Genomic DNA, 13,697 nt, shown 5'->3' with positions numbered 1-13,697 from the left:
CCACACAAAAACAATTAATACCAACTTATTGTTTTTATTTGAATTTAATTTATTGATTGTGAAGCCACTCGCAAAACAGGGTTAATGAACATTGATCTTTTTGTTAACAATTCCTAGCATTGATGTTAAATGAATATGATTCACTCTTATCGAAAAGATAATAATAATCGAATCACTTAATGGAAAAGATCAATGAGCGAGCAAAATCAGGCTAACTTCGAAGCCAAAATCGAAGCCGATATTTCCATCGAGCCCAAGGATTGGATGCCCGATGCGTATCGGCAGAACCTTATCCGTCAAATAGGCCAACATGCCCATTCAGAAGTCGTCGGTATGCTGCCAGAAGCAAATTGGCTAACACGCGCCCCGACACTCCGCCGTAAAGCGATTTTACTGGCTAAAATTCAAGATGAAGCAGGCCACGGTTTATATCTATATAGCGCCGCCGAAACCCTCGGTTGCTCCCGTCAAGATATCTATCAAAAGTTACTTGATGAAAAAATGAAGTACTCCTCCATTTTCAATTACCCCACGTTAAGTTGGGCTGATATTGGCGTTATTGGCTGGCTAGTCGATGGTGCCGCCATTGTGAACCAAGTCGCGCTATGTCGCGCCTCATATGGCCCCTATGCCAGAGCGATGGTGAAAATCTGTAAAGAAGAAAGTTTCCACCAACGTCAGGGCTATGAAGCAGTGATGGCGCTCGCAGAAGGCACCGATGAACAAAAAGCGATGCTGCAAGATGCGATAAACCGCTTTTGGTGGCCCGTGCTCACGATGTTCGGTCCGAATGATTCGGACTCCCCACACAGTGCTCAAAGCATGGCTTGGAAAATCAAACGCTTCAGTAATGACGAGTTACGGCAAAAGTTTGTTGATAACACCGTTCCGCAAGTGGAAGCGTTAGGTATGACGATCCCTGATCCTGAGCTGGTTTGGGATGAAGAACTTGGCCATTACCGTTTCGGTGAAATCGACTGGGAAGAGTTTTACCAAGTCATCAAAGGCAATGGCATTTGTAATCACGAACGCCTCAGCGCAAAGCGCAAAGGGTGGGAAGACGGCGCATGGGTACGTGAAGGTGCAATGGCACATAGCCGCAAACAGAAATCCGTTAAATCTGCGGCTTAATCACTGACCATTTTACGAAAAGGAAAACACCATGAGCAATCAAGATTGGCCTTTATATGAAGTTTTTGTTCGGAGTAAGCAAGGGCTTGCCCATCGTCATGTCGGCAGTTTACATGCTGCTGATGACCAAATGGCGCTAGAAAATGCCCGCGATGTATATACAAGGCGTAGTGAAGGCTGCTCAATTTGGGTGGTAAAGGCCACGCATTTAATCGCCTCACAGCCCGAAGATAAAAGTACGTTCTTCGACCCAGCGGACACCAAGGTCTATCGTCATCCAACCTTCTATACCATCCCTGATGGCATCAAAAACATGTAAGGAGCTTGCCATGAACCAACAAGAACGGCTCCACCATTACACATTGCGCCTTGGCGATAGCCCCTTAATTTTAGCGCAGCGTCTGTGCGAATGGTGCGGCCACGCCCCTGAGCTCGAAATTGACCTTGCGCTATCGAATATCGGCTTAGATTTGCTAGGGCAGTCGCGTCACTTTTTAAGCTATGCCGCGCAACTAAAAGGGGCTGAATGTGATGAAGATACCCTTGCTTTTTTGCGTGATGAACGGGAGTTCAGCAATTTATTACTGGTTGAGCAACCCAACAATGGCTTTGATGACACTCTAGTGCGCCAATTCTTTATGGATGCTTATCATGTTCCATTATATGAAGCCTTAATTCATAGCAGTGATGAACAATTGTCAGCAATTGCGGAAAAATCCCTCAAAGAAGCCGTTTATCACTTGCGCTTTAGCCGTGGGTGGATGATCCGCTTAGGGGATGGCAGTGAAGAAAGCCATCAACGGATCCAACGTTCAGTGAATGCGCTATGGCGCTTTACCGGTGAGCTTTTCCATGCTGATGAAATTGAAATTGCACTCAGCGAAGCAGGTATCGCTGTTGACCCACGTTCTTTACAAGCCGCATGGTTAAACACCATTAACGAAACATTCACGGAAGCGACCCTCACTGTGCCAGAGAAAAAAGCGTATCGCTTAGGCGGCAAGCAAGGCAGCCACACTGAGCACTTGGGCTTGTTATTAACGCAATTGCAGTTTGTGCAACGCGCTTACCCGAACAGCCAGTGGTGATGTTATGGAACAGAGACTGCAATATCGTGAGCTTCAATCGCCCCAGGTTCACCAGATCTGGCAACAGCTTCATCAAATACCCGATCCTGAGCTACCCGCACTCTCTATTACTGATCTCGGCATGATCCGCAATGTGCTACCTGCGGCTCGCGGTTGGAAAGTTATTTTTACACCTACCTACTCAGGTTGCCCAGCAACTGAATTTTTAATCAATGAAATCAAAACTGTTCTAGGTAATGCCGGTTTTCCAAACATCGACATCGAAATTCTGTTAACCCCGGCTTGGACAACAGATTGGATGAGTCAGGATGCGAAAAGGCGCCTACGTGAATTCGGTATCGCACCACCACAAGGTACGTCCTGCGAACACCCAGAACACAAAGGTGCGGTTCGTTGCCCACGTTGTGACAGCGAGCAGACCGAAAAAATTAGTGAATTTGGTTCCACTGCATGTAAGGCATTGTATCGATGCACTGAATGCTTAGAACCGTTTGATTACTTTAAATGTATTTAGGGGCACCCATATGACTGTATTTCATCGTTTAAGTATTGCTGCCATTGAGCGTGACACCCCTGAAGCTGTCGCCATTACTTTTAACGTACCAGATGCATTACGAGAGCAATACCATTACCGCCCAGGGCAACATCTCACATTAAAGGCCTCTATTAATGGCGAAAACCTGCGTCGCTGTTATTCCATTTGCAGCTCACCGGATGAAAACACGCTAAAAATTGGAGTAAAAGCCATTTACGAGGGACGTTTTTCTAATTTCGTTAACCAAGAACTACAAGTTGGCGATAGCCTTGATGTGATGGTTCCGCAAGGGCAATTTGGCTACCAACCAGAGGCAAATACCCACGCACACTACCTTGCCGTCGCAGCTGGTTCTGGGATCACCCCATTGCTCTCCATCATTAAGGCCACATTACAAACTGAACCTAAAAGCAGTTTTGTGTTGATTTATGGTAACCGCAATAGCCGCTCCGTGATGTTTAAAGAGAGCATTGCTGATCTGAAAAACCGTTTTTCTACACGCTTTCAAATTCTCTATTTATTTAGCCGAGAACAACAAGATAGCGAACTACTCAGCGGCAGAATCAGCCAACAGCAGCTCAATGCGTTAGGCAAAACCTTATTGAATTTTAAACAATTTGACCGAGCGTTTATTTGTGGGCCCGACAGCATGATGGATGAAGTGCATGACACTTTAGTCGGTTATGGCATGCCAAAAGAATATGTTCACACCGAGCGTTTCAACACTTCAGGCGCCAAATTCAAACCCGCAACCGCCATAACTAGCGAAACACGCCAAGTCAGTATTCACCTAGACGGCAGAACCATGGACATCGCCATGGATAGCCAAGACGACAGCATTTTGGATGCCGCATTACGTCAAGGCGCAGATTTACCCTACGCCTGTAAAGGGGGCGTTTGCGCAACCTGCAAATGTAAATTGCGCTCTGGTGAAGTGGAAATGGGGGTCAATTACAGTCTTGAGCCCGACCAAATCGCTGCGGGGTACATCCTTAGCTGCCAAGCGTGGCCAAAAGGCGATGGTGTTGTTCTAGACTTTGATGTGTAGGAGCTGCAATGGAAAACCACTGGATTTTGTCACAACAACATAACCGCGTTCTCACACTCACGTTGAACCGCCCTGAAGTGCGCAACGCGCTGAGCACCGCCTGCTTAGAGTTGCTGGTTCAGCACCTCGAACAAGCACAAATAAATGATGAGATCGGTGCGATCGTGATCACCGGAAATCCGCGTTTTTTCGCGGCTGGCGCCGACCTTAAAGAACTACAGCAGCAAACCGTTGCTAGTGCGATCACCGACAAACGCCCCCAAGTTTGGCGCAGGTTATCGATGATATCAAAGCCCATCATTAGTGCTGCAAATGGTTATGCACTGGGTGCAGGTTTTGAATTATTACTCGCCAGCGACATCATTATTGCCGGTGAGTCTGCTCGCTTCGGATTACCCGAAATTACTCTGGGTTTAATGCCAGGCGCGGGAGGAACACAGCGTTTAATCCGCACAGTCGGTAAATCTCTCGCCATGCAAATGGTACTAACAGGTGAACCGATCACAGCAAAACATGCGCTACAAGCAGGGCTAATCAGTGAAATTTGTGTGGATAAGTTAGTGCTAGAACGCGCCCAAAAGCTGGCAGAGCGTATCGCGATGCATGCCCCTTTAGCGGTACAAGCGGCAAAAGCCTCACTGGTGCATTCTCAAGAAAACCACCTTGCCGAAGGGTTACAGCTTGAGCGCCAATATTTTGTGACTTTAGCGGGGACGAACGATCGACGTGAAGGGATCGAGGCATTCTTCGAAAAACGAAAACCCCAGTTTACAGGACAATAATCATGACCAATGAAGCAATGATCCTCACTACGTTAGAAAATGGGGTTCTCACCGTCACTCTTAACCGCCCTGATAGGCTGAATAGCTTTAATGACGAAATGCATCGCCAGCTCAGTGTAGCGATCAAAATAGCAGAACGCGATGAAACTGTACGCTGTTTAGTGATCACTGGCGCAGGCCGTGGATTTTGTGCGGGGCAAGATCTGAATGATCGCAATGTGAGCGTAGGCAGTGAAGCACCCGATCTTGGGTTTTCCGTTGAAACTTACTATAACCCCTTGATCCGTCGTCTAACTGCATTACCGAAACCGATTATTTGCGCAGTTAATGGTGTTGCCGCAGGTGCAGGCGCCGCCATTGCACTCGCTGGCGATATTGTTATCGCAGCAAAAAGTGCCAGTTTTATTCAATCTTTTTGCCGCCTTGGCTTGGTTCCTGACTCAGGGGGAAGCTGGTTTTTACCTCAATTAGCGGGCCATGCGCGGGCAATGGGGATGGCATTATTAGGCGATAAAATAAGTGCTGAGCAAGCATTACAGTGGGGAATGATTTGGCAAGTGACTGAAAATGAAGAGCTCATCAATACTACTCAACAGCTCGCACAACACCTTGCAACCCAACCCACTTACGGTTTAGGGCTTATTAAAAAGGCCATTTATGCCGCGGCAACCAATACTCTCGATGAGCAACTCAACCTTGAGCGCGATTTACAGCGCCTTGGCGGACGAAGTGAAGATTATCGCGAAGGGGTCAATGCTTTTTTAAATAAACGTGAACCACAGTTTAAAGGAAGATAATCATGACCTTACCTTTGAATTCAACCATCAACACCGTCGCGGTAATTGGCGCTGGAACCATGGGGATTGGTATAGCGCAAGTGGCAGCAACGGCGGGTTTATCCGTCTTGCTGTTTGATGTGAACCAAGACGTCTTAAGCCGTAGTTTATCAACGATGACCCAACGTTTACGCAAACGTGTTGCGCAAGGGAAAGCCAAACCCGAGGCCACAGAGGCGATTATCGCAAACATTGCGGTGGCAAAAAGTCTCTCGGCACTGTCGGACGCACAATTGGTAATAGAAGCTGTTGCTGAAAAACTTGAAATAAAACAAGCCATCTTCGGTGAACTTGAAGGCATTTGTAGTGAAAAAACCATTTTCGCTAGTAACACTTCGTCTTTATCAATTACCGCAATCGGTAGACAACTCACGCATCCAGAGCGTCTTGCCGGATTACACTTTTTTAACCCAGCGCCCGTAATGAAATTGGTTGAAGTGATCCGTGGGCTAGAAACATCAGATTCAGTAATAAAACAGCTACAAGAATTGACGCTATCATTTGGTAAAGTCCCTGTCGTTTGTCGCTCAACACCTGGTTTTATTGTTAATCGTGTCGCCAGGCCATTCTACGCTGAAACATTACGCGCACTTGAAGAACAAGTTGGCACACCTGCCACATTAGACAGCGCCATACGTGACGCTGGGGGGTTCGCCATGGGACCACTACAACTGACAGATTTAATTGGCCATGATGTGAACTATGCTGTCACCGAATCCGTATTTCAGGCCTTCGGCTATGACCCACGCTTTCAAACCTCATTAATGCAATTGGAATTAGTCCAAGCAGGTCATTTAGGCCGTAAATCGAAGCAAGGGTTTTATCATTATGATGATAATAAACCTCAACCTTTACCCTCCGTTGTAGAAAAAATCCACCTTGACCAACCTCAAAATATAACAGTTTGTGGCGATTGGCAGATATTTCCTGAGTTTGCGCAGCTTTTAACTGAAAATGGGATCTCTCTCGAAGGATTAACACAACATTCCGAACAATCCCCGACACTTATTGTTAATGACGTTATTATTATGTTAACAAATGGTGAATTGGCATCATCACATGCGCAAATGCAGAAACAAGCCGTCGTGCATTTTGACTTATCGGCAAATTACCTTGCCGCAACAACCATCACGTTAAGCTGTGCAGCACAAAATAGTGCGCAACAAAACCAGCAAGCTATCGCGTTTTTTCAATCGTTAGGTAAACACGTGATTGTATTGACAGACTACCCAGCGCTGTTAACCATGAGAACGGTCGCGATGTTATGCAATGAAGCGTTAGATATCGTCAATAAGGGGATAGCAACAGCCTTAGATACCGATAATGCCATGTGTTTTGGGGTGAATTATCCCAAAGGCCCCCTCGCTTGGGGTATGCAGCTAGGCTGGCAACGCGTGCTGTCAGTACTTGAAAATTTGGCTCAGTTTTATGGGGACAACCGTTATCGGCCAAATCCGCTGTTAAGGCAATTAGCCGCAGGTTATCAATCTTTAACTTTCAAGGAGATATCATGATTTCACTGCCAAACGACACGCTGGCCCAGCAATCAGCTCACATTATGTACCGTGATGATGCATGTGCAAAAGCTATGGGTATGTCCATTGAAAAAGTCGAAGAAGGCTTTGCGCAATTAAAAATGCCTATCACAGCACAAATGCTTAACGGCCATAAAACCTGCCACGGCGGGCAATTATTTAGCCTCGCCGACACTGCGTTTGCCTACGCCTGTAATAGCCAAGGGCATGCCGCTGTTGCCTCTATGTGTTCCATTGATTTTATCCGTCCCGGTTTTGAAGGTGACTTACTCACTGCCACTGCCACGATGAAACACCAAGGTAAACGTAACGGCTTATATGAAGTTGAGATAACTAACCAAGATGGCAAAACACTCGCGCTGTTCCACGGTCGTTCTCATCGGTTAGGTCATCGTTTAACAGGAGAACAATCATGATTGATGCGTTTATTTGCGATGGCGTTCGCACTCCAATTGGCCGCTATGGGGGCACTTTATCGTCATTACGTCCTGACGACCTTGCCACTATCCCATTAAAAGCATTAATGGAAAGACACCCGCAACTTGATTGGTCATTAACTGACGACATTATTTTTGGTTGCGCAAACCAAGCAGGGGAAGACAACCGTAATGTGGCACGTATGGCTGGGCTGTTATCCGGGCTCCCTGTTTCCGTTTCTGGAACCACCATTAACCGCCTATGCGGCTCTGGGCTTGATGCCATTGCGTTAGCGGCAAGAAGTATCAAAGCGGGGGAATCTGGGCTGATGATTGCCGGAGGCGTCGAGTCCATGAGCCGCGCACCGTTTGTCATGGGCAAACAAGAGTCCGCATTCTCACGCCAAGCACAAGTGTTTGATACCACTATTGGCTGGCGGTTTATCAACCCACTAATGGAACAACAGTTTTCCACAGATTCAATGCCAGAAACTGCGGAAAATGTGGCTGAAACCTACAACATTAGCCGTGAAGACCAAGATGCTTTTGCATTACGCAGCCAACAACGCACCGAAACTGCCAAAGTTAACGGCATTTTTGCGCAAGAAATCATCCCCGTTACGGTCAAACAACGTAAAAATGAATACGTCGTCAGCGAAGACGAACACCCAAGAGCAGAAACGACGTTTGAACAACTACAGAAACTAAAAACCCCATTTCGCGATAACGGAACGGTAACAGCGGGTAATGCCTCCGGTGTTAATGACGGGGCTGCCGCACTGATTATCGCATCCGACACTATTGCCAAGCAGCAAGGGTTAACACCACGGGCTCGTATCATCGCGACAGCCACTTGTGGAGTCGAACCAAGGTTGATGGGCATCGGCCCACTGCCAGCCTCGCAAAAAGTATTAAAAATGGCAGGACTCACCATCGAACAAATGGATGTGATTGAATTAAACGAAGCCTTTGCCGCACAAGCACTTGCCGTTTTACGAGGGCTTGGTTTACCTGATGACGCCTCACACGTTAACCCTAACGGGGGGGCAATTTCGCTAGGCCATCCACTTGGAATGAGTGGAGCAAGGCTTGTTATTGCTGCTATCAATGAGCTGCACCGCAAACAAGGTCGTTATGCATTATGCACCATGTGTATCGGTGTTGGCCAAGGCATAGCAATGATTATTGAACGAGTCTGAACAACGTCTTACTACAAATAAAAACAGCCTGAAAACCCTACACCTGCTCAGGCTTATACCCATAACGCGATCACAGCGAACGGGTAACCATAATAATTATGAGGACAGGCAATTATGAGCAATATACAAGATAGCATCGACCCAATTGAATTCGCATCACGGGATGAGATCGAGTCTTTACAGTATTCTCGAATGAAGTGGACACTCACTCACGCCTATGAAAATGTGCCCATGTATCGTAAAAAATTCGATGACGCAGGTGTACACCCTGACGATTTCAAACAACTTAGCGATATCGAAAAGTTCCCTTACACCACCAAACAGGATTTACGTGAAAACTACCCATTTAGCACCTTTGCGGTGCCAATGGACCAAATCATCCGTATTCATGCCTCTTCCGGCACCACTGGCCGACCAACAGTAGTAGGTTACACTCAACGAGATATCGATAACTGGGCTGACCTGATCGCACGTAGTTTACGCTCTGCGGGCACTGTCCGAGGCGATAAAGTCCATGTTGCTTACGGCTATGGTTTATTCACTGGGGGGTTAGGCGCTCATTATGGCGCGGAGCGCCTAGGCGCCGCCGTTATTCCTATGTCTGGTGGGCAAACTGAAAAACAAGCGCAACTAATCGCGGATTTCAAACCCGATGTGATCATGGTAACGCCCTCTTACTGCTTAAGTATTATTGATGAGCTTGAGAAAATCATGGGCGGAGATGCTAGTAAGTGCTCACTTAGATTAGGTGTCTTTGGCGCTGAACCTTGGACAGAATCCCTCAGAACAGAAATTGAAACTCGTCTTGGTATCAAAGCATTAGACATTTACGGTTTATCTGAAGTCATGGGGCCTGGTGTCGCTATGGAGTGTGCCGACTCAGGTGAGAGCGGCCCAACTATCTGGGAAGACCATTTTTACCCAGAAATTATTTCCCCCAACACCTTAAAAACACTGGGGGCAGGTGAGCATGGTGAGTTAGTGTTTACTACCCTGACAAAAGAAGCTATGCCTGTTATTCGTTATCGAACACGCGACCTCACCCACCTCATGCAAGGGGTCAACCGTAATATGCGTCGAATTGGTAAAATCACCGGCCGTTCAGATGACATGATGATTATTCGTGGCGTGAATGTGTTCCCTTCTCAGATTGAAGAACAAATCATGCAATTTAAGGAGCTTTCTCCTCATTACCAATTAGAGATTGGTCGCCAAGGCAATATGGACAATTTATCTGTCCGTGTTGAACTTAAACACCCTGAACAGCTCACTTATGATGAACGCTGTAATATCTGCCACCATTTAAAGCACCGAATCAAATCGATGGTGGGCATTAGCACCCGTATTAGTATTGTAAATTGCGGCGACATCCCCCGTTCTCAAGGCAAAGCAGAACGAGTAATTGATACTAGAATTGCGATTTAATTCAAATTATTAAGGCATATTGGAATGAACTACTCTGATATGCCTTAATCTCTGAGAAAGTGTTCAAAACAGGTAATGGAAGTGAAGTCCTTCCTAGGGGCTGGACAACTAATTACTGAGAGTCTTTTTTCGTGGGCAAGAGACTCCGCGATGGACTAAAAAAAACCGAATGAGGAAAAGCTATGAAAGATATTTCACGACTTAGTGAACATCAGTTGTTCAAACTGGGCTTACAAAAGCCGCTTATTGCCGGACTTCAAGAAACACGAGGAAGAGCATGATGAGGGAAATGACTCAATCATCTCTACAAACAGTCAGACAGTGACTTTAGTTACGAAAACATAGCAAAATTTATCAAAGCGTTAGATCATCTGGTTGTATATTACTCTTTAAGAAGAGCATATTACATTAGTTCCGCTGTTCCCATTGCAAGACGTTTTAATTAACTACATGTTTTCATTAACTACATAAAAGTAATTAATTTCCCAGTTTTCTCTAAATCAACAACAGTTTTAACATCAGATGATAAAATCTCACGATCGTTATTAAAAAAAACTATTCTTCCGTAGGAAGTAATCAAATCAACCGTTTTATCTAAATAGTCCTTAGTCTTTAATTTACAAACAGTTAAACCATAACTTTCTAAGGGTTCACAAAGATCTTCTATATTTATTTCTTTTACATACCCTGAATTAGTTGAACTAAGAAAATACTCTATTCCATAGCAATGTAATGTAGGTGGTATACGTGTTTTCTCTATGAATTTAGCAGGGTCAATCCGAACAATTAAGCTAAGGTCAATCAAGGAGTGAGTGTTACATCGTTCGACAATGGCTGGCCCTAACCCTCCATGCATTCTTGCTCCTGATTCAACTAATACAGGCCCCTCAGAAGACAGTATTATTTCATTATGTGATGTACCATTACATATACCAAGAGACGTGAGTATAGACTTTGTATAATTTACCAATTCAAGATGTTCTTCTATTGGTTCCGTTACCATCTGATGATAAATCGGTATACCTTGCACCTCTTGCTTTATATATCTGAATATATTAACAATAAAGTGAACTCCGTTACTTGTTACAGCATCCACTACATATTCAATACCCTCTATTTTTTGTTGAATTAATAATTCATTATTTTTATTACCAGAATAGTCATACGTATTAATTAACAAATTAAATGCTTTCTCAACTTCTTTTTTATTTTTACAGAAAAAAACACCATCAGTTCCAAAAGAGTAAATTGGTTTTACAACATATTCAGAAAAATTATTCTCATCGCACCATGCCAGCATATTTATTAATTTCCTGGCTCTGTAGTGTGGAATGTAACGTATTCCATCAAGCTTTAGTTGATTTTGCATCAAATACTTATCTCGTCTAGTTTGGCTAAGCTTAAATATATTAGGTAATAAGTTCCACCTGTTACTTAATTGATCAAAAATAAGTACACCAGGCTCAGAACCGCATACTATAAAATCAGGGGCTCGACCTAAATATAATTCTATTTGGCGTGCAGCATCATCATGATAGGAGGAATAAAAAACGAATGAATATTCCTCTTCCTTGAATGAATTCAATATTATAGCTGGAAGCTCATTATTAGTTATTAATGCAATCACATCATAACCAAAGTATTTTTTAACTCGCCCAACAAAAGTTGCTCCACTGGAAAATGGGTCTACAATCAATACACATTTATTGCTCATTGAATTTCCTTATATTAGTAACCTCAGACGATTTCAATATCAATATCAGTTTTAGGAAAAGAACAACAGGCAAGGTGAATATTCTCATCCTTTTCTTTTTCTGTTAAACAAAATTCAGGATGGTTCAACACTGAACCTCTAATTAATCTATATTTACAGCTACCACAAATCCCCGAATAACAAATATATCTAATAGGGATATTATGCTGTAATAGGTTATCTAACACAGTTCTGTTATTATCTATTAACAATGGCGTATCGAAGTCCTTTACTCTTACAATACTTTTATCTTTGTTGAGTTCTTCGGAGTTAGTAAGTTGAACCTGAGTTGAACCAAACACTTCCGTGAAAATAGATGCTTGTGGAAAACTGTATCTAACACCTGCAACCATGGATTCAGTAAACATTTTGCTTCCACAAATAACTACTGTATCTGGAATTCCATTTATTTTTTCAGTTGCTAAGTCTATTCTGCCCATATTAATAATATCACTAGTCTTTCTTAATTTAGAGTGCGTAATGTTAATCCTCAATGTAAACCATTTATATTTAAAGTGAAAACCAATAAACTCATTTAAATATGGAATATCTCTAAGACTGGGATAACTTATAACTAATTGGATGTTCTTATCTGACATTATGTGGCTATAATATTTAGCGCATTCATAAATTAAAGAAATAGGTAGCGTTATACCAATTCCTCCTGAAAGTAAAAGTACATTTCTACTATTTTTAATAGTATCAAATGTTATTTCACCTCCGACCCCACAAACACTAATGCCTACATTATCTAATAACAATTTCCATATTGTTGAAGATTCACTATCGCATCCTCTGTTCTCAATAATAAATTTATAGTGGTTATTTATATCCTGAGATACCAGTGTATAACTACGTTGTTTTAATCGTTTATCTCTTCCAATAAATTGGAAGTTGAAATATTTTCCAGGAACTGCGCCAGTTAGAATATCTGAGTCTAATGTCGGTTTAAGAAGAAACATCCTGATTTTGTCGGTTAACATATGTGACTCTACCAAAGTGAATTTCATTTCATACTCTCTATTTTAACTATAAGCCTATTCTGGTAATTACAGCTTCTGCCGATTCTAAATAAATCTGAATTTCATTTAAGTTATCTGTCTCTTCAATAATATCTCTTGCATGAGGCATACCTGAAAGCTTGAAAGCCTCCTTCCAAGATCCAAGTTCGTTATCAGCAAAAAGGTTAGCAGTTCTCAGCATTATATCTCTCATATATTTACGCTCACTAAAACCTAAATCACGGACAATATCATAAGCAACATAACTGAAAACACTAGAATGGCTCCACTCATCATGAGCGTGAGTTTTTGTAACCTCATGACAAATATTTTGAATGCTGCAATCTTCTGCCATAACCTTTAGATAGTCGGTTATCAAAGTTTCACTTGCGCACGCCACGGCAAAACAAGTTAGTCGTCTTTGCCACTCAGCGGTGCAATCCGAAAGCATTACCTGACGAGCTTTAATCAAATTAAAATCAGTGTAATTTAGATGCTCTAATTTTCTACGGTCATAAATATAATTACATGCCATAATCGACATTCTTGTATGCAAAGCTTCATCAAGAAGAGCTTCGGACATCACATCCTGTAATCTAGCTCTATTCTTAGAGTTAGTCGGTGGACATTTAATAATATCTTCACAAGCCGGAGTAACTACATCGCATTCTATATAGATTGTCTTTAAATTATAAATCCCCCATGCGTATGATAAGCATCGGCTTTTAACGATTTCAGGAGCTTCCTTCCACGCATCGTGGTTTCTAAATGGTAATAATGATTCACTGAAGTCACTCTTTGTAGCATCGAAAACAAGATCTGCGTAGTCTAAATGTTTATTATTAACTGCGGCTCTATTTGCCCAAAGCATCGAAAGTTTGGATAACATCAATTCAACGCTATGACTATCTGGTATTTCAAAAGTAGTTTTCATTTAACCCCCTACAT

General features: G+C 43.2%; 14 protein-coding genes. 11 read left to right on the top strand and 3 right to left on the bottom strand.

Going from position 1 to position 13,697, the window contains the following annotated elements:
- Positions 1-192 precede the first annotated feature (192 nt).
- The 11 genes from paaA to paaK all read left to right on the top strand — a co-directional run bounded on the left by paaA (position 193) and on the right by paaK (position 9,995).
- Entirely contained in the window at positions 193-1,131 is a 939-nt protein-coding gene (paaA, locus tag M1E86_RS01055; protein WP_125891774.1) for a 1,2-phenylacetyl-CoA epoxidase subunit PaaA, read from the top strand.
- Positions 1,132-1,162: 31 nt separating this feature from the next.
- Positions 1,163-1,450, top strand: coding sequence for a 1,2-phenylacetyl-CoA epoxidase subunit PaaB (gene paaB, locus M1E86_RS01050; protein ID WP_125891775.1), 288 nt, complete (start codon positions 1,163-1,165; stop codon positions 1,448-1,450).
- Positions 1,451-1,460: 10 nt separating this feature from the next.
- A complete protein-coding gene (gene paaC, locus M1E86_RS01045; protein WP_125891776.1) occupies positions 1,461-2,219 on the top strand; it encodes a 1,2-phenylacetyl-CoA epoxidase subunit PaaC in 759 nt (252 codons plus the stop codon).
- Between the two features lie 4 nt (positions 2,220-2,223).
- Entirely contained in the window at positions 2,224-2,733 is a 510-nt protein-coding gene (gene paaD / locus M1E86_RS01040) for a 1,2-phenylacetyl-CoA epoxidase subunit PaaD (RefSeq protein WP_213913519.1), read from the top strand.
- A 10-nt stretch (positions 2,734-2,743) separates the two neighbouring features.
- Complete coding sequence (gene paaE / locus M1E86_RS01035; protein WP_285317038.1) at positions 2,744-3,802, top strand: 1,2-phenylacetyl-CoA epoxidase subunit PaaE; 1,059 nt, start codon at positions 2,744-2,746, stop codon at positions 3,800-3,802.
- An 8-nt stretch (positions 3,803-3,810) separates the two neighbouring features.
- Positions 3,811-4,584 carry a 2,3-dehydroadipyl-CoA hydratase PaaF gene (gene paaF, locus M1E86_RS01030; protein WP_125891779.1) on the top strand — a complete coding sequence of 258 codons (774 nt, stop codon included), beginning with the start codon at positions 3,811-3,813 and terminating at the stop codon, positions 4,582-4,584.
- Between the two features lie 2 nt (positions 4,585-4,586).
- The gene (gene paaG, locus M1E86_RS01025) at positions 4,587-5,381 is read left to right on the top strand and encodes a 2-(1,2-epoxy-1,2-dihydrophenyl)acetyl-CoA isomerase PaaG (protein ID WP_213913517.1); all 795 of its coding nucleotides are present in this window, start codon (positions 4,587-4,589) and stop codon (positions 5,379-5,381) included.
- A 2-nt stretch (positions 5,382-5,383) separates the two neighbouring features.
- The gene (locus M1E86_RS01020; RefSeq protein WP_213913516.1) at positions 5,384-6,934 is read left to right on the top strand and encodes a 3-hydroxyacyl-CoA dehydrogenase; all 1,551 of its coding nucleotides are present in this window, start codon (positions 5,384-5,386) and stop codon (positions 6,932-6,934) included.
- On the top strand, positions 6,931-7,371 hold the full coding sequence (gene paaI / locus M1E86_RS01015; protein ID WP_004262926.1) for a hydroxyphenylacetyl-CoA thioesterase PaaI: 441 nt from the start codon (positions 6,931-6,933) through the stop codon (positions 7,369-7,371). Before M1E86_RS01020 ends, paaI begins: the two co-directional genes overlap by 4 nt.
- Positions 7,368-8,570, top strand: a complete 1,203-nt coding sequence (gene pcaF, locus M1E86_RS01010; RefSeq protein WP_213913515.1) for a 3-oxoadipyl-CoA thiolase — start codon at positions 7,368-7,370, stop codon at positions 8,568-8,570. Before paaI ends, pcaF begins: the two co-directional genes overlap by 4 nt.
- A 114-nt stretch (positions 8,571-8,684) precedes the next feature.
- Complete coding sequence (paaK, locus tag M1E86_RS01005; RefSeq protein WP_094960845.1) at positions 8,685-9,995, top strand: phenylacetate--CoA ligase PaaK; 1,311 nt, start codon at positions 8,685-8,687, stop codon at positions 9,993-9,995.
- A 463-nt stretch (positions 9,996-10,458) separates the two neighbouring features.
- Here the strand turns inward: paaK and M1E86_RS01000 are convergent, their stop codons facing one another.
- From M1E86_RS01000 to M1E86_RS00990, 3 genes are read right to left on the bottom strand one after another with little or no spacing between them, the layout of a single operon-like run.
- Positions 10,459-11,709, bottom strand: coding sequence for an ATP-grasp domain-containing protein (locus tag M1E86_RS01000; RefSeq protein ID WP_213913514.1), 1,251 nt, complete (start codon positions 11,707-11,709; stop codon positions 10,459-10,461).
- 23 nt (positions 11,710-11,732) lie between these two features.
- A complete protein-coding gene (locus M1E86_RS00995; RefSeq protein ID WP_213913513.1) occupies positions 11,733-12,731 on the bottom strand; it encodes an iron-sulfur cluster-binding domain-containing protein in 999 nt (332 codons plus the stop codon).
- A gap of 46 nt (positions 12,732-12,777) precedes the next feature.
- Entirely contained in the window at positions 12,778-13,683 is a 906-nt protein-coding gene (locus tag M1E86_RS00990) for a diiron oxygenase (RefSeq protein ID WP_213913512.1), read from the bottom strand.
- Between the last annotated feature and the right edge of the window lie 14 nt (positions 13,684-13,697).

This window comes from Providencia sp. PROV200, assembly GCF_049901995.1.
In the GTDB taxonomy this organism is placed as follows: domain Bacteria; phylum Pseudomonadota; class Gammaproteobacteria; order Enterobacterales; family Enterobacteriaceae; genus Providencia; species Providencia rettgeri_E.
The sequence above is the reverse complement of the archived record's forward strand: the minus strand, read 5'-3'. Positions and strand labels throughout refer to the sequence as shown.